Below are 15,985 nucleotides of genomic sequence, written 5' to 3' on the forward strand. Positions count from 1 at the left end.
TGACATTCCTGATCCCGGTAATGCTGAGTCTTGTAGCGCCGCGCCCAACACGAATTACTCTTCCGCCTGGATCTGCCCCACCAGGAGTACAGGGGCGGCATCCAGCTCCTGGGCATCCATCATGGAGGCGATACGCTCGACGGACGAGAGCAACTGGCTCTGTTCCCAGTCTTCAAGGTTTTGATAACGCTTGATAAAGTGATCCTGCAGCGGCTTAGGCGCGGCCTTTAAGATCTCGATGCCCGCCTCGCTGAGAGACAGGTGCCACTTGCGCTTGTCTGACACGCTACGGGTTCTCACCACCAGATCTCGCGCCTCGAGGCGGTCGATAATGGTAGCCACCGTGGCAGGACTGAGCGCCACTTCCTGGGCGATCTCCTTGGCCAGCGGACGGTCGTAGGCGGCAATGGTCTGCATCACCATCAGCTGCGGCCCGGTGAGGCCTGATTGCTTGTTGAGCTGCCGAGAATGTATATCGATGGCGCGGATCACGCGGCGCAGCGAAATCAGTAGTTGTTCGTACTTTTCCATAATCTCCTCTCGTTTCAGCCGCACCATACCAGAAATAATTTCCAGACTCATGCTCTATTAGCAAAAAAGCAATACAAGCTTATCACTTGCTCTGCTTTTGCACTAATGCCAAGGGCTTATCTATGCTGAGGTTTTTTAAATATCGAGAAAGATGGGCTAAGCACAACGCTTGCAAGCCGACGAAGGCTTGAGGCACTAAGCCTTAACCGGCGCCTTGAGTCAGACACTGACGATAACGCTTGGGGGTGATCTTAATCAGCTGTTTCAGCTCCCGGGTCATATGGGCCTGATCGGCAAAGCCAAGCGCTAAGGCGACATCGGCAAGGGGCGCCAGAGGAGAGAGTTTCAAGGCCAGCAGAGTCTGCCTCGCCCGCATCAGCCGCTGATAATATTTGGGGGTCATCTCGAGATAACGGCGAAAATACCTCTCTATCTGCCGCTGACTCATGACCCCATTCTCAAAGGCCGTCATGTCGGCATCGGGCCGGTCTAGCGCCTGCAGCACCTCGGTGATCACTTGTGGCAATGGCTGGTTTAGCGTCTGATTGGCTCGCAGCCAGCGATAGGTCAGGCTTAACCGCTGACGATGGCCACGACATGCGCGCAGCGATGCCGCCAAGGCCATGAGTTCCGCGTGAGAGGTGAGCGGCGTGATGACCTCCCTCCCCTGCTCGAAGGCGAAACGCTCCATCATCCAGGCCCGCCCGGCGCCGGGCAGGAAACGCACGCCAACGGCCAGGGCGTCGGGCGGCAACGTCACCCTAGTAGTCTGCTTATTGACGGGCAGGAGATAGACTCCGGCGGGCACCTCCTGCTCGTCATAACCCAGCGGCGCACTGAGATTAATCAGCAGGCCGCTGGCCGCATCGCTATGGAGCCAGGCATGCAACTCGTCGGCCTCTGTCGGGCGCGAGACTGACCAGATCCCCTGAACTAAGTCAGACAGCACGCCCTTAGGGCAGAAGAGGTGAAAGTCTAAGTCGCTGGTCACGTTTTCTCCCTTTAAATTCTGGTCTCGAAACCTGTCAGTCTAGATTAGGCTAGGCTTGAGCGCCTTACAGAGACGATTCCAACTATTGATCGCGTTGATCCCTAAGGTCAAATCGACCAATAGCTTGTCGCCAAAATAGCGCCGCGCTTGTTCACGGGCCTCGATAGAAATGTGCGGCAATGCCAGTTGCTCGGCCCAGGCGAGCGCCTCACGCTCCGCCTCGCTGTAATAGGGTAGACCACGCCAGGCACTGAGACCGACGATCTTCTCCAGGCTCACGCCTAGCTCCAAGGCAACCTTGGTATGCATCTCAATACAGAAGGCGCAGCCATTCACCTGGGAGACATGCAGTTTCAACAGCTCAAGCTCCGCCAGCCCCAACTTCTCATGATCACTAAACACTTGCTTTAGATAGTTTTCTTGGTTGTATAAGATGCCCAGGGCCTCTGGCGCCAGCGTCATGTAATCGATATTTGTACTCATGTGGGTTCCTCCGATAGTCGAGTAGCATCAGGATACCCAGCATCTGATTTGCGCTATTGCAGATTTTCGACATCTTGCGAACTTAATACCAATCGTAATAAGTAATTGATCATTCTAGCTTGTTAAAACGCTCGATAACTGTATTAGCATTTTTAATTGTAGAGTAGCTACTTATCTAAAAATCCTGCTTTGTTCTCAAGCGTTTTTCCTGCGCTATTTCTGATCACATACTTACTGTGATTGGTATAACCTGCCGGTGTGAATGAGGCGAGAGTGGCGACTAGAACCAAGGTTTTATGGGTCGTTTCGCGTGCCTCGGCGGTAGCAAATATGCCGACATCTGGTACACTTGCGCCCTCAGTATCAGATCTCAGCTTAGGCATACACTCATGGGCGACTCCACAACTTCGGCAACCACCTCTAGCAAGGCTCCTCTAGCGGTCGCCAGCATATGCAGCGAGCAGCTTCATCAGGCGCTAAACGCCCAAAGCGGCGCCGAGAAACGCGCCCTGAGTTACAGCCTGACCATTCACCAGCTATTTTGTCAGACCCTGCAGAGTAAGCTGCCGGGGGATCGCATTCTGGCGGATTATTTTCGCGCCCATAAGAAACATGGCTCCAAAGACAGACGGGTGATCCGCGAAACCCTGTTTGGCCTGTTTCGCTGGCATGGCTGGCTCAAGTTAATCCCGTTAAAGGACGACAGCCAACAGGCGATCACCCAGCAGTGGTTTGCCCAGCTGGCCATGACCGCCGCCCTGGAGACTCATCCCTGGCAGGATATCGTCTCGGCCTGGCGCGGTTTTGCTGGACTCGATGAGTCAGCAATAAATGCTCGAGCAGACACTGACGATCTTAAGATCAAGCAGGCCATGCTAGCGGCCGCTTTCCCAGCTCAAGTCTTCCACTTTACAGCCCTGGCGCCGGACTGGTTCTGGGCCCATTTCGACCAAGACCTTGAGATGCAAGAGCGCTTAGTAAGCAGCCTAAGCACTCGCCCGCCTATCTGGGGTCGTCTGCAGGGGATCTCCCTGGCTAAGGCAAAAGCCAAGCTGGCACAGCAAGAGATAGTGGCAAGCGGCAGCGACTACTTCAAAGATGCTATCAACCTTGGCCATAAGAGCATCAACCTCAATGGCGTAGCACTCTATAGCGAAGGCAAGCTGGAGATCCAGGACCTCGGCTCTCAGGTGATAGGCAACATCTGCGCGCCCAAGGCCGATGAATCTTGGTGGGATGCCTGTAGTGGCGCCGGCGGTAAGACTCTGCAACTGCGCTCGCTCATGTTACAGCAAGATAGCAAGGCCAGCGGCAGCGTGGTCGCCTCTGACATTCGCCGTAAACCGCTCGAAGAACTCACTAAGCGCGCCAAGCGCGCCGGTTTTAGCCAGATCAGCACCCAGCCTTGGCAGTCGGATGCCCTGCCGGTTGCCGCCGGTCATTTCGACGGCGTGCTGGTCGACGCCCCTTGTAGCTGCACCGGCACCTGGCGACGCAACCCGGATATGCGCTGGCTGGATGATGCCAGTGCCATCACTGACAAGGCGAGCCTGCAGCTGGATATCTTAAGCCGCGCCTGTGAGGCGGTAAGACCCGGCGGCGCTTTGGTCTATGCTACCTGCTCTATCAGCCCGGTGGAAAACCAAGAGGTGGTAGAGGCCTTCCTGGCCAAACGACCCGACTTCAGCCTGCAGACACTGACCCATCCTTTCACCCATGAGGCCACACAGATGCTGACGGTACTGCCCTATCAGGCCGATAGCGACGGCATGTTTGTCGCTAAGATGATCCGCCAGGGCGAGTAGTCTTCTCGTCTGTCAATGCGCTGCGCCGCACTCTTGCGGCGTGCGCTTGCTCCGTGCGCTTTCTCCGTGCTCTGACTCAGTGCATTGGCTCAGGGCTCTTGCTCCGTGATCTGGCGGCGCACGTGTCACCTGTTCGTCTCATCTCTGTCACCTAAGCGTCATCTTAGCTTCTTACCATGCGACTTCGGCTTGATTAATGACAAGAGGCTGGCCTCAGCAGATTAGTCATTAAACTTAGCCACAAAAGATTAGTCACAGAAGATTCGTAACATTAGATAAGTCACAAGAGACAGGTGAGATCATGTCACACTATGATGAATTTGAGATGGCATCGGAGCAGACACCCACTTGGGAATTTGATGCCCAGGATAAGCTACGCAACAAGCGTAGCAAGCAGAGACGTCGCCATCAGGCAAACCAACCAAAGCGTTATGACCATGATGACGAGTTTGACGAAGAGATCTGGCGCTAGCCACTCTTGAGTAAATACCTCTCTTAGATGAAAGCTTGGGTGAGCATGAGGCCACGCTCACCCAATTTACCGAGCGGCTAATCGCCAACTAAAAGTGAGCGCTGGCGCCGATGTAGAAGCCACTGTCGAAGGTGTTGTCGGAGCGATTATCGTACTGCAGGCGTATGTTACGGTAGCCGGCAAACAGTCCCAGGCTGGGGTTGACCTGAAACTGGATCTTGCCATCCAGCTCATACTGGCCATCGACGCTGCCGAAACTCAACACGGAAGGCGCATAGTAGGCCGAGGTCTTAAGGGCAATGTTTGAGCCCAGATCCAACGAGTAACGACCACCGATAGCCACCACGCTGCCGTTACTGCTGTTTTTCGCCCAGTAATGGGAAAACTTTGGCCCTATCTCGAAGTGATGCGCCCCGGCATCGTGACTCATATGGGCCGCGGCCGAGACTGTGTGCCCCTCATGATTGGAATATAGATACCCCATCACCAGATTGGCCGACGAATTAAGATCCATCTGCAGATCCGTAGAGATCACATCATCATTTATTCCAAGATTAAAGTCGTTAGCCTGGGCCGTGAGGCTCAGGGAGCCTAAGAGCAGTAGCGCAAATTTGGTTTTCATCTTCACCCCTTAAAATGCGGTTTTTATTCGGCCAAGAGGGTATCAGACTGTATTTTTACTCACCATTAAATATGCTTCATCAAATTGTTTTTAAAGGCATTATTAACAAACTCGCTGCATATTCACCCCATAGAACTTACAAGCCCATCGAGTCAGACACAAAGGTCACCTAAGTCTGCTCGATGCCGACCCGCAGCAGATTAGGCCCCTACGAGCTCATTCACCTCGAAACCGCAATTTAAATTGCGCACAATGTATTTTATTGCTAGGCTTATAACATCATCAGGAGGAAGCCTATTATGTCGATTTACGATTTTTCACTCACCCGCATCGATGGCAGCACCCAGCCGATGGCGGATTACAAAGGTAAGGTACTGCTTATCGTCAACACGGCCAGTAAATGTGGCTTCACCCCTCAATATCAGGCGCTACAGGCGCTGTATGAGCAGTTCGGTCCTGAGCGTTTTGCCGTGCTCGGCTTTCCCTGCAACCAGTTTGGTCAGCAGGAGCAAGGAGATGAGAGTGAGATCAGTCAGTTCTGCGAACTCAACTTTGGCGTCAGCTTCCCGCTCTTTGCCAAGATAGAGGTGAACGGCGACAAGGCTCATCCTCTGTATCGTTACCTCAAGCGTGAAGCCAAGGGGGTGCTTGGCAGCGAATCGATCAAATGGAACTTCACCAAGTTCCTGGTCGACGGACACGGATGTGTGCTGGAACGCTTCGCTCCCACCACAAAACCTGAATCTTTGGCAGAAAAAATTGCTGCTTTAGTGAGCCAATCCAAATAGATAGGAGAATGTTGGAAATATTTTCAAACATTTTTGGTTATTTTTTGAACTTTTCAACGTTTGAAAACTCCAATTATTGAACGCGAAGATTTGCTTTTTCATGTTCATCATTCTCCCTGGGACTTCTAGCGCAGTCCCCCTAGATCTAGATGGATCGACAGGCAACCTCCTTGGTTGCCTTTTTTTATAAAAATCATCTATATCAATCTATTAGGATTCAAACCCCCACAGCTTCCTGCCCAACACCCGGAGCAATTTAGGCCTATTCCCGACGGCAAGATGACAATCTGACATCTATACTAAAAGGTTAAAATTGCCCCTTTGGCGACGGATAGGAAAAAAATTTGAATTTTTTACAAGCTTTATTGAACTTATCTGCTAAGGGAGACTCTGAATAAGTGAACGGATTAGCGGGTTGGGTAATTTAGCTAACGAATGATTCGGTAGGCTTGCCTGGCTCAAGTTACATTGTTCATCATCATCTCCCTTTGGTGACCCTCTAGGTCCCAAGAGCATCTACCTCGCTAGCGCATTGAGGTTTATGACTCGACACTTATTTGATTCATGGCAACCTTTGGTTGCCATTTTTTTTGCCTGTTTAGACACTTTGGTGCCTAGCGCCCCAGCTAACGGGAAAAATCGGCCTTTTGGAAAATTTTTTAATTAATTGTCGCGGCGTGGGGAACTAACTCGTTATTGGTGACTCTGAAGAGATGTAACAGATTTTTCATCATTGTTTGTTCATCATCTCCCTTCGAGACTGAGTTGGTCTCAGGAGGCAAGAAATTTCGCTAGCGCACAGATTTCTTTCTCCAAATAGATAGTTGTGGCAACCCCTTGGGTTGCCATTTTTTTATCCTGCTTCTTTCGTTCTACTGCAAGCGATCTGTCTTACGGCAATAGCTGTTTATCCAGCTGCACTGACAGCGAAGGATGGTAACCCGCCCTCGCCTTCTGATAGATGCGGCGCAGCTCCTCGCCATAGCCGGCCAGCAACAACTCGTTATACAGGGGACGCACAAACTTCCCCCGCCCTATTTTCATCAGATAAGTCTCGACGAAAGGCAGTACGGGATCGTAATGATTACGTATGGCGACCCGATACCAGTCACAGGCGATCTCGGCATTAGTGCTGCGGCTGAAATCGAAGCTGGTATCTAAGTCGATCAACGACTCTTGCTCGAGTACCTCGGGCAGGCTGTTTAGGAAGTACTGCCAGTGGTGCACCCGCCAATTGGCTGTGTTGGCCTTATTGATCGGCTCACCGGCGAGCCAGGCGGCGCGTAGGGCATCGACCTTCTCCAGACTGTCTGAGCCAGGCGGCACGAACCAGGCGGGCATCCCCTCGCCATAGACCCACTCGAGTAACTCGGCCTCGGTTATCTTATTGCCGTGCTGGATAAGCAGTGTCTGTCTGGCGTAATCGACGAAGGTCTCAGTGGTGATCGCCTCAAAGGCAAAATGATTCACATACTCGAACAGGAAACGGTCGAAGGCGTCACGCCCCAGACGATGCTCCAGCTCGTGAACAAACATGGACGCCTTATCATAGGTGAAGCGGTTAAAGGCATCGTTAGGGTCACCCGCCTGCACATTGGCCGGCAGGGTCTGCGCCTCGAGTGGCATGCTGACCAGCTCCTCTTTGAGCCGGCCATATTCCAACACGACCTCAAGCTCAGCCAGCTCCTTGCCATACACGGCCTCGACGATACGATTGGTGAAATAGGTGGTAAAGCCTTCGTTGAGCCAGAGATCCCGCCAGGTGGCGTTACTCACCAGATTGCCGGTCCAAGAGTGGGCCAGCTCGTGGGCGACAGTTGAAACCAGGCTCTTATCGCCAGCGATCAGTGTGGGGGTCATGAAGGCGAGTCTTGGGTTTTCCATACCACCGAAGGGAAAGCTTGGCGGTAGGATCAGCATGTCGTAGCGATCCCAGGCATAGGGGCCTAGCAGGGACTCGGCGATCTCCACCATCTTCTCGGTATCTTCAAACTCCTTCACCGCCGCGGATAGCACCTCGGGCTCGGCATACACGCCGGTGCGCGGGCCGATAGCGCCAAAGTGCAGATCCCCAACGGCAATCGCCAGCAGATGGGTCGGGATAGGCTTTTCCATCTCGAAGCTAAACTCGCCCGTTAACGGCGCATCGCCATGGTTCATGGCGCTCATCACCGCGCGCATGCCTGGCGGCACTGTGATCTTGGCATCGAAAGTGATTCTCGCCTTGGGACTGTCTTGCAACGGGATCCAGCTGCGGGCGTTAATTGGCTGCGACTGACTGAAGAGAAACGGCAACTGCTTACCGCTGGTCTGCTCCGGTGACAGCCACTGCAGCCCCTGAGCCGAGGGCGAGGTGTGATACTGCACAGTGACCTGTTTACTTGGCGAGCTCAGTTCGATGGCTAGGCGCTGACCGCGCACCACATCTTGCTCATCCAGTCTATAGATTAAGGCATTGCCGGCCTCGTCCTGCACACCGGTGATGGTAAGCTCGCGGGTATCTAAGTAGAGGACACGGCAATCTTGCTCGCGATAATCTAAGTTAAGCTTGGCGCTACCTTTGAGTTGCTGCGCCGCAAAATCGACCTCGAGGGCCAGGCTCAAATGCGTGACCCGCAGAGCGTCCACATTGGCAAATGAATGATGATCTTGTTGATTATCCCACTGAGTGACCACAAGGATTCCTTTTTATGATGGAGGGCTGGTGCCATTTTAGTCCCGCAGGCCAAGAATGTCATGGCCACCCGATAGAGCGACCTGACTAAATAAAGCCTAAGGCGATTGGCTCAAACAAATGGCCATTACAAACGGGCTAAGCAAACGGGCTATACGGACCGCTTATACAATCTGCGTAGAAATTGACTTCAACGAATGAAGGTGAAACAATTAGGATATTTTATACAAAAATAACAATAAGGAAACCTCTGTGTCTCAATCATCTCTCATGGGTTTTGTGGTTGCCCTGCCCTTGCTGACCAGCTTTGCCTTGCAGGCAGGTGAAACCTCGCCGGTTGCACCATTACAACAAATCTTAAGCCAGAATCACGACTGCAGCCCCACCATCACCATTCGCTCCCAGGCGCTTACAACAGAGCAGATAACCAAGGCCTGCGCCCTGATGCAGAAGCAGGAGGCCAAGTTCCACCAGCTGTTTGGCACCCAAGGCAAGCCGGTGGCCAATGACAACAACCAACGCATGCGCGCCAACGTCTACCACAGCCGCGACGACTACACCCGCTACGTCACGGCGCACTTCGACGTGCCAAGCGACAACGGCGGCATGTTCCTGGAGGGGCTCCCCCACCTGGCAGGAAATCAGGCAGAGTTTGTCGCCTATGAGCGCGGTGGACAGATCTGGAACCTAGCCCACGAGTATGTGCATTACCTGGACGGTCACTTCAATCTCTATGGCGATTTTTGCGCCTCGCTGCACGACTCCCACAGCGCCCCCGAATATTGTCCTGAGCCGGCGCCGCTGCTGCCTCACCTAGTGTGGTGGAGCGAAGGGCTGGGGGAATATATCTCTCAGGGAGACGACAACCCGGCGGCCATCGCCATCATCGCCAAACAACACTTCGAGCTGAGTGAATTGTTTAACACCAGTTACGAGCACAACGGCGGCACAGATCGCGTCTATCGCTGGGGCTATCTGGCGGTGCGCTTCATGATGGAGCATCACAAAGACAAGGTAGACACCATGCTGGGCTTTACCCGCAAGGGCGATTACCCGAGATATCAGGCATTGGTAAAGCAGTGGGGCACCAGCATGGATGCTGAGTTTCAGGCCTGGCTTAAGGCGCTGAATGCCACCAGCGCCGCTAAACAAACCTCTTAACGCCGAGCTTCCTACTGAGTACTGCCTTCCCCATCGCGCGCCAAAAGCCAATAGAGGCCTTGGCTCGCCGTGGTGGGAAAGGCGGTTTCGTGGCGCGCCCCCGCTATGGTGAGGCTCTCGAGTACCAAGTTATCCCCCAGCTGGCGCCTTAGGTGGCGTCCGAGTTTATCCGCCCCGGCCACCATGTCGTGTTGCATCCCCGCCTTGGCTGGTGTCTCCAGCGCGCCGACCGCCAGAAACACTCTCCGCGCCTGTTTATCATCGGCTCTCGGCTTTGCCGTCAGGGATAACAGCTGCTCGCCATTAAACCACACCGAGGGGCTGCCCAGCACATAGTTATCAAACAGATTCGGCTTCTCCAGTAGCAGATAGGCCCCAAGCAGGCCGCCGAGGGAGTTGCCGACAAAGGTGCGCTCCTTGTCATCCACCCGATAATGCTCGGCCATGAAGGGTAACACCTGAGTCTCTAGATAATCGGCGTAGCGACTGGCACCGCCGGTTGTCAGCTTCCAGCTCGAATCGTTAAACGGCGTATAGTCGCGCACCCGGCTCTGCGGCCCCTTGTCCCCTTTTGCGTAGGAGAGCCCGACTATGATGGCCTCACGCATCTTGCCGCTATTCATGGGAAAGCGGGTTATGCCCGAGACAATCTGAAAGGCATAGGGCGCATCGGAGACATAGACCACGGGGTAATGTCTCGTGCTATCGGCTTGATAAGAGCGCGGCAACTTGACCCAGAGCGGATAGATGCGCTTACTCACGGGATCGGTCATGTCAAAAATCTGAGTGCGGGGGATCTCCACCTTAGGCACGGACGCTTTAGCAACCGCCTTAGAAGCCGGCGCCGCATCGACGACTGACTCCACAGCGGCGGCTATAGTGGTCAATGAGACGATTAATGGCAAGATGGCCAACGATAGAGCCAGTTGATGTAACTTCATGTCGGTGTGCTATCCCTTGTAATGATGCGTGATGAGTAAGCAGGTCAGCCTACTTTAGATGGCGCTAAAGATGAAGTTTTTAATTGATTTAATAAGGTTTTTTTAAAAACAGAAAAATATTTAAAAATTTTTCTGAACTAATCCCGATTAAAGCACTCTGATAATATGAACAGAATTTGCATCGATTAGTTATCCCAGTGACAGGTCTTAATTAATCATCAGTGTGTTTACCGTTCATCATCATTCCCTTTAGATAGTTTCTAGCGCAACTATCCTTAGATTCCGAATTTGGAACTTAAGCGACCTCATCAGGGTCGCTTTTTTTTATCCGCAATTTTCGCCACTGTGCGCGACATAGGATATCCACGGCTAATCGCTGGGGTACTTCTCAACATAGGCCCTGAAGTTATCTAAGATGCTCTGCCAGCCCTGACGTTGCTGCTCCACGGGATAGCTGGATTCGGTCTCGAAACGTTGAGTCACCCTGACACCGGCATCATTGGGGAAGAAACCAATCTCAACCTCCCGCCCATCTTCGAGCCTGTAGGCTATCGCCTCATTCGGCGCGACCTGGGTAAACTCGCCGCAGTAGTCAAACCCCATAGCGCCATCTTTGGCCTCCATACGATAGCTAAATTGCCCGCCTGGCGTTAACGCCTGCTCTGCAGCCGGACAGCACCAGTCGTCGCTGGCAAAATACCAGCCTTTAATCTCCTCCGCCTGGGTCCATGCCGCCCACACCCGGTCGATACCTGCCCTCACCTGAGTTTCAATCGTCAGCCTCATAGGTTTCCCTCCCTAAAATCATCATCTAGTTACGCTTATTCAACCTAACGTGAGAGTAAGTGAAGTCCAAGACAAAGGATAACGCCATCATGCTTTTGGCTGCTCATGCACTAAAGACGACCTTATATAAAATTGGAGAGACAATAAAAATTGGAGAGACTTGAGTGACTATGCGAAAATCTTAAGCGGTAAGCTCAGGCTTTAAGCTCATAGATTTAAGGTCATAGATTTAAGGTCATAGACTTCAGACGGTGAATTAGCCCCTAGGGTGCGATGCGCAGCAATGGCCAGCGGACCAGCCAGTCTTTTGAGTTGACCCTCTGCTCAAATGTCTGGCGGGATCGCTTGGGGTTAGCCGTAATGCTGCAATTCAGCAATGATTCGAAGCCGAAGGCGGCAATACACTCGTACAGATTGTCTGCGATCAGCCTGATACCGATGGCCGTCTCCTTCTCAGGCCAATGCCCCATGGCATCCAACGAACTGGTATAGGGAGAATCGCCATTGCGCAGGTGCATAACGGCTTGATTGCGAACCTGCCAGTTAAGCCCCGGCATCTGCACCTTTAACTGCGCCTCATAAACCAGATAGGCATCCGTACTAGTTTCGGCTCGGTTAAAGTAGATCACATCGACATCGTTTAGAGGAGTCGGTTCATTGAAATTATGCAATGAATCCCAAACTAAGTTTCGAACAAAACCTGCCGCAATATAGCATTGGGGCAAACCTAATTGAGACACATGGTAAAGTGCCTCAACTCTGATTGGATCTTGTTTTATTAGCTCTACGATCTTGTCCATTTTCGCCCTGCACCCTAACGTTTAAGTCATTAGACCCTCACTCACCACAAGCGGGAGCGCGTGGCGAGTGAGTGGTCTAATGCACTTTTTGATTATGCTCTTCATCGAGGATATCCACTGCAGATATTAAGTCCTTCATTTTCTAGCTCCCACTTACCATCAGTCTTTTTGAAGGTCGTAAAAGAAGATCCACAACTGGAATCTTTGTCTATTGAACTTACCGAATATTCGCAAAGTCCAATTTTTCTATCTTGATTTTGAAACCAGACTTGAACACTTTGAGTTGAAATTGAGCGTTCAATATTACCTAGCTCTGATATTTCTTCAGAAGTTAACATAACTTCGACCCATTCAGAGTCTTCGAAATGTGAGCAGCGTTCATTCATATTCACGGACGCACATCCTATCAATAGGATTGATAATGAAAATATTGTGATTATTTTATTCATATGCACAACAATTTATTAGCGAGACCTTGCAAGGTACGCAGCCTTGTAAGGTTGGAGACCGAGCATTTATAGGCACACTTTTCAGACTCAAAAAATTATCGTAAATCAGACAGTAAAGTAAATACTGCCTCAGCACAATGTGAACAGGGTGAATCGCCACAGTCGTCTTAGCCAAGTTGCAGCATTACTAAAATTTGGTCAACTAAGGCGCTCACAAGACTCCGAAGAAAACTCACCGCTAACAAGCTTTGGGGTAAAATTTAGACAGCTTTTTGTTCCCCGAATCCACAGACGCCAAATCGAAGAAACGTTATATACCAAGTGTAGATACGCCGGTGACCTTCGGTTTCAAGGCCAAAAAATGTTCCCGAAATTCTTGGCATTCCCTACATCCATGTAGGTCAGATGAAACCGCAGAGCGGCCAGGGCCAGATATGTTCCTTACATATTCAGGCATTTCCTCCATCCTTGGAGGTCAGATGGCGTACAGCGTGTCACAGGCGTATCTGCACAGCCCTCGCCGGGCAGGCGTTAGATAGCCATGAAGGTGTGACCTTCAAGTCCATAGCAAATACCCAAGCAGCCAAACGCTACGACCTGAAAGCATTCCCACATTCCCCCGCCGTGCAGGCGTTAGCTTGCCATGAAGATAGGCTCTTCAAACACACTCAACAAATAAGAATGCAACCAAGACTCAAACAAAAATATCGTCTTATTTGGAAGACAAAAAAGGCCTCACTAGGAGGCCTTTTCAGTTCAAGCTGTCGTCTTACAGACGGATACCAGCTTTTTCCAGGTCTTTCGCAGTCACACTACGTGGTAGTGGTACATAACCGTCTTTCATTACGATTTGCTGACCCTGCTTTGACAGTACGAAGCGTAGGAATTCGCGCTCGAGTGGTGCCAATTCTTTGTTAGGGTGCTTGTTCACGTAAACGTATAGGTAACGTGATAGTGGGTAGCTACCGTCAGCAGCGTTAGCAGCTGATGCTTCGATGTAGTTGGTACCTTTCTTAGCGATAGCAACCGCTTTCACGCCTGCTGTCTTGTAACCAATACCTGAGTAACCGATAGCGTTAAGTGATTGAGATACAGACTGAACCACTGATGCAGAACCAGGTTGCTCGTTTACGTTAGCCTTGAAGTCGCCCTTACAAAGTGCTTTCTTCTTGAAGTAACCGTAAGTACCAGATACTGAGTTACGACCATATAGCTGTACGTCTTTAGCAGCCCAAGAACCGTCTAGACCTACATCGCCCCAACGTTGAACATCGCTACCGCCACACTTGTGTGTTGCAGAGAAGATACCGTCGATCTGCTCGATGCTTAGACCCTTGATTGGGTTATCTTTGTGTACGAATACTGCAAGAGCATCGATTGCTACACGGATAGCCGTTGGCTGGTAACCGTAGTGCTTTTCGAATGCTTCGATTTCGTTAGGCTTCATCTTACGGCTCATTGGACCGAACTGTGAAGTACCTTCAGTCAGTGCTGGTGGCGCAGTAGATGAACCCGCTGCTTGAATCTGAATGTTAACGTTAGGGTACATTTCTTTGTACTCTTCCGCCCATAGGGTCATCATGTTGGCTAAAGTGTCTGAACCTACAGAAGATAGGTTACCTGATACACCACTTGTTTTTTCATAAGTTGGCAGTGATGGATCAAGAGCGGCCATAGAGGCTGCTGAGAATACACTAGCGGCTGTTAAACTCACCGCACCGACAAGCTGTTTAAGTTTCATTCTATGCTCCAGTGTTAAGCGGACTTGCTTACTCGTTTCATTTAAGTTGCAGCCAGTATCAATCGCAACAGTGACAAGTCTATGACTGTGATGTGACACTTAGATGACAATGACAAATTAATTTGCCGCAAATGCGCTTTTTAGCGTCGCCATATTAAGTTTGACATCAAATCGTCAAGTTTGCGTCATGGGTGGCGGCGAGTGCCATAACCTAGCCGCCATAAAATAAGTCCCATAAAAAACGCCGTCATTATCGACGGCGTTTGAGCTTTGCAAGACGGCTAGTACCTAACAACTAATTCCTCACGTCTAACATCTGGCACTTAACATCTGACACCTAACATCAAACCGCTAAAGGTCGAGCAGATGATTAGGGATGATGAAGCTAAAGCGGCTGCCCACCCCGAGCTTACTCTCTATGGTGAGATCGCTCTGGTGATGATGCAAAGCGTGTTTGGTGATGGCCAGACCCAATCCCGAGCCGCCACTCTGGCGCGAGCGGGCGCTATCGACCCGGTAGAAGCGCTCGGTCAGACGGGTAAGATGCTGCGGCGCTATGCCCTCGCCGGTATCTGTCACGCTAAACTCGGCCCCCATAGGCACACGTTTCCAGCGAATGCTGATCTTACCGCCGGGTTCGGTATAACGAATGGCGTTCGACACTAGGTTAGAGCAGGCACTGCGAAGCTGCACCTCGCTGCCATAGAGATTCAGCCCGGGATCCGCCTCGATAGACAGTTCATACCGGCCCAAGGCCAGCGCCTGCGCCTCCTCTTTGAGGGTCTCCATGAGCACTGTCATGTTCACCTTGGTCTCGAGGTTAACCGCGCTGCCATCTTCGATACGCGACAGCACCAGCAGCTGCTCGACCATGGAGCGCATGCGGTTGGTCTGCTGCTGCATCTGCGACATCGCCTTGGCGTTGGGCGAGTCAGGTTCGGCCATCCCCTGCATCATTTCCAGGTACCCCTGCAATACCGTCAGCGGCGTCTTGAGCTCGTGAGAGACGTTGGCCACAAACTCCTTACGCATCCCCTCGAGCTGGCGAATACGTGTGATGTCGCGGGCAATCAATAGTCGCTGCCCCGAACCATAGCCCATGATACGAATCTCTAAGATACGGCTATCGCTCTGGGTGTCGATAAGTTCGAACGGCTCGTCGAAATCGGCCTGCTTGAGGTATTTGGAGAAGTCGGGGTGACGGATAAGGTTGTCGATCCGCTGACCGTTATCCTGGGGCCATACCAGGCCTAACATGAGCTGAGCCAGCTTGTTACACCAGGCGATGTTGTTCTCGGAATCGAGCACCACGGCCGCATCAGGTAGCGCCTCGGCCCCTTGTCTGAAGCGGGCGAGAAGATAGGCAAGCTGGCTGACACGTTTACGGTTTTTACCTTGCAAACGGTAGATACCGTTGAACACCCCTTCCCAACTGCCACTGCCGTTGGGGGGCGTCAGCCGCTTATCGCGCCACAGCCAATAGTTGAGTCTTGAGATCTGTTTATAGTGCCAAATGAGCAGGGCGATACTGCCCAGCAACATGATCCACAGCACCTGATTTATGAGTAATCCAACGGCAAGACAGAGCAGTAGATATATCACTAATCGAGTGAGTAGTTGATACCCTGAATATGAATCAAACATAGATAAGCCATAGTGAGCGAATGGGCACAAGATAGCTTAAATTGCCGCTTGTGCCTATCAATTTGCTTGGATCTATCGACCCTTGCTGTTTGTTTCT

Annotated in this window: 15 protein-coding genes; 4 read left to right on the forward strand and 11 right to left on the reverse strand. The window is 51.7% G+C overall.

Annotation, left to right across the window (positions count from 1 at the left end; all coding sequences use genetic code 11):
• Positions 1–54: 54 nt before the first annotated feature.
• The 3 genes from K0H80_RS13955 to K0H80_RS13965 all read right to left on the reverse strand — a co-directional run bounded on the left by K0H80_RS13955 (position 55) and on the right by K0H80_RS13965 (position 2,005).
• Entirely contained in the window at positions 55–531 is a 477-nt protein-coding gene (locus tag K0H80_RS13955) for a MarR family winged helix-turn-helix transcriptional regulator (RefSeq protein ID WP_011866533.1), read from the reverse strand.
• 202 nt (positions 532–733) lie between these two features.
• Positions 734–1,522, reverse strand: coding sequence for an AraC family transcriptional regulator (locus K0H80_RS13960; RefSeq protein WP_220071971.1), 789 nt, complete (start codon positions 1,520–1,522; stop codon positions 734–736).
• Positions 1,523–1,561: 39 nt separating this feature from the next.
• Positions 1,562–2,005, reverse strand: a complete 444-nt coding sequence (locus tag K0H80_RS13965; protein ID WP_220071972.1) for a carboxymuconolactone decarboxylase family protein — start codon at positions 2,003–2,005, stop codon at positions 1,562–1,564.
• A 389-nt stretch (positions 2,006–2,394) separates the two neighbouring features.
• Here K0H80_RS13965 and K0H80_RS13970 point away from each other — a divergent pair, with 389 nt between their 5' ends.
• Positions 2,395–3,810, forward strand: coding sequence for an RsmB/NOP family class I SAM-dependent RNA methyltransferase (locus K0H80_RS13970; RefSeq protein WP_220071973.1), 1,416 nt, complete (start codon positions 2,395–2,397; stop codon positions 3,808–3,810).
• A gap of 301 nt (positions 3,811–4,111) precedes the next feature.
• Entirely contained in the window at positions 4,112–4,282 is a 171-nt protein-coding gene (locus K0H80_RS13975) for a hypothetical protein (RefSeq protein WP_190272391.1), read from the forward strand.
• An 88-nt stretch (positions 4,283–4,370) separates the two neighbouring features.
• On the opposite strand, the gene K0H80_RS13980 is transcribed toward K0H80_RS13975, so the two are convergent.
• On the reverse strand, positions 4,371–4,904 hold the full coding sequence (locus K0H80_RS13980) for a YfaZ family outer membrane protein (protein ID WP_220071974.1): 534 nt from the start codon (positions 4,902–4,904) through the stop codon (positions 4,371–4,373).
• 299 nt (positions 4,905–5,203) lie between these two features.
• Here K0H80_RS13980 and K0H80_RS13985 point away from each other — a divergent pair, with 299 nt between their 5' ends.
• Positions 5,204–5,692, forward strand: coding sequence for a glutathione peroxidase (locus tag K0H80_RS13985; RefSeq protein ID WP_011866538.1), 489 nt, complete (start codon positions 5,204–5,206; stop codon positions 5,690–5,692).
• Between the two features lie 891 nt (positions 5,693–6,583).
• Here the strand turns inward: K0H80_RS13985 and K0H80_RS13990 are convergent.
• Positions 6,584–8,368 (reverse strand): M1 family metallopeptidase, encoded by a 1,785-nt coding sequence (locus K0H80_RS13990; RefSeq protein WP_220071975.1) that lies wholly within the window; start codon positions 8,366–8,368, stop codon positions 6,584–6,586.
• A gap of 250 nt (positions 8,369–8,618) precedes the next feature.
• Here K0H80_RS13990 and K0H80_RS13995 point away from each other — a divergent pair, with 250 nt between their 5' ends.
• On the forward strand, positions 8,619–9,527 hold the full coding sequence (locus tag K0H80_RS13995; protein WP_258406104.1) for a collagenase: 909 nt from the start codon (positions 8,619–8,621) through the stop codon (positions 9,525–9,527).
• Positions 9,528–9,538: 11 nt separating this feature from the next.
• Here K0H80_RS13995 and K0H80_RS14000 read toward each other — a convergent pair whose 3' ends face one another.
• The 6 genes from K0H80_RS14000 to phoR all read right to left on the reverse strand — a co-directional run bounded on the left by K0H80_RS14000 (position 9,539) and on the right by phoR (position 15,888).
• Positions 9,539–10,468, reverse strand: coding sequence for an alpha/beta hydrolase (locus K0H80_RS14000; protein ID WP_220071976.1), 930 nt, complete (start codon positions 10,466–10,468; stop codon positions 9,539–9,541).
• A gap of 369 nt (positions 10,469–10,837) precedes the next feature.
• Complete coding sequence (locus tag K0H80_RS14005) at positions 10,838–11,254, reverse strand: SRPBCC domain-containing protein (RefSeq protein WP_220071977.1); 417 nt, start codon at positions 11,252–11,254, stop codon at positions 10,838–10,840.
• A gap of 263 nt (positions 11,255–11,517) precedes the next feature.
• Positions 11,518–12,054, reverse strand: coding sequence for a nucleotidyltransferase family protein (locus K0H80_RS14010; protein ID WP_220071978.1), 537 nt, complete (start codon positions 12,052–12,054; stop codon positions 11,518–11,520).
• A gap of 101 nt (positions 12,055–12,155) precedes the next feature.
• A complete protein-coding gene (locus K0H80_RS14015) occupies positions 12,156–12,446 on the reverse strand; it encodes a hypothetical protein (RefSeq protein ID WP_220071979.1) in 291 nt (96 codons plus the stop codon).
• Positions 12,447–13,272: 826 nt separating this feature from the next.
• Positions 13,273–14,244, reverse strand: a complete 972-nt coding sequence (locus tag K0H80_RS14020; protein ID WP_011866544.1) for a PstS family phosphate ABC transporter substrate-binding protein — start codon at positions 14,242–14,244, stop codon at positions 13,273–13,275.
• Positions 14,245–14,595: 351 nt separating this feature from the next.
• Positions 14,596–15,888: a phosphate regulon sensor histidine kinase PhoR gene (phoR, locus tag K0H80_RS14025; protein WP_220071980.1), complete on the reverse strand. Its 1,293-nt coding sequence runs from the start codon at positions 15,886–15,888 to the stop codon at positions 14,596–14,598.
• Positions 15,889–15,985: the final 97 nt, after the last annotated feature.

The sequence above is a fragment of the Shewanella aegiceratis genome (assembly GCF_019457495.1).
GTDB classification, from domain to species: Bacteria; Pseudomonadota; Gammaproteobacteria; order Enterobacterales; family Shewanellaceae; genus Shewanella; species Shewanella loihica.

What these genes read in the sequence shown, in the direction of transcription:
- K0H80_RS13955 (WP_011866533.1), bottom strand. Translation starts at nt 531, where the DNA reads ATGGAAAAGTACGAACAACTACTGATTTCGCTGCGCCGCGTGATCCGC.
- K0H80_RS13965 (WP_220071972.1), bottom strand. Translation starts at nt 2,005, where the DNA reads ATGAGTACAAATATCGATTACATGACGCTGGCGCCAGAGGCCCTGGGC.
- K0H80_RS13970 (WP_220071973.1), top strand. Translation starts at nt 2,395, where the DNA reads ATGGGCGACTCCACAACTTCGGCAACCACCTCTAGCAAGGCTCCTCTA.
- K0H80_RS13975 (WP_190272391.1), top strand. Translation starts at nt 4,112, where the DNA reads ATGTCACACTATGATGAATTTGAGATGGCATCGGAGCAGACACCCACT.
- K0H80_RS13980 (WP_220071974.1), bottom strand. Translation starts at nt 4,904, where the DNA reads ATGAAAACCAAATTTGCGCTACTGCTCTTAGGCTCCCTGAGCCTCACG.
- K0H80_RS13985 (WP_011866538.1), top strand. Translation starts at nt 5,204, where the DNA reads ATGTCGATTTACGATTTTTCACTCACCCGCATCGATGGCAGCACCCAG.
- K0H80_RS14000 (WP_220071976.1), bottom strand. Translation starts at nt 10,468, where the DNA reads ATGAAGTTACATCAACTGGCTCTATCGTTGGCCATCTTGCCATTAATC.
- K0H80_RS14005 (WP_220071977.1), bottom strand. Translation starts at nt 11,254, where the DNA reads ATGAGGCTGACGATTGAAACTCAGGTGAGGGCAGGTATCGACCGGGTG.
- K0H80_RS14010 (WP_220071978.1), bottom strand. Translation starts at nt 12,054, where the DNA reads ATGGACAAGATCGTAGAGCTAATAAAACAAGATCCAATCAGAGTTGAG.
- K0H80_RS14020 (WP_011866544.1), bottom strand. Translation starts at nt 14,244, where the DNA reads ATGAAACTTAAACAGCTTGTCGGTGCGGTGAGTTTAACAGCCGCTAGT.
- phoR (WP_220071980.1), bottom strand. Translation starts at nt 15,888, where the DNA reads ATGTTTGATTCATATTCAGGGTATCAACTACTCACTCGATTAGTGATA.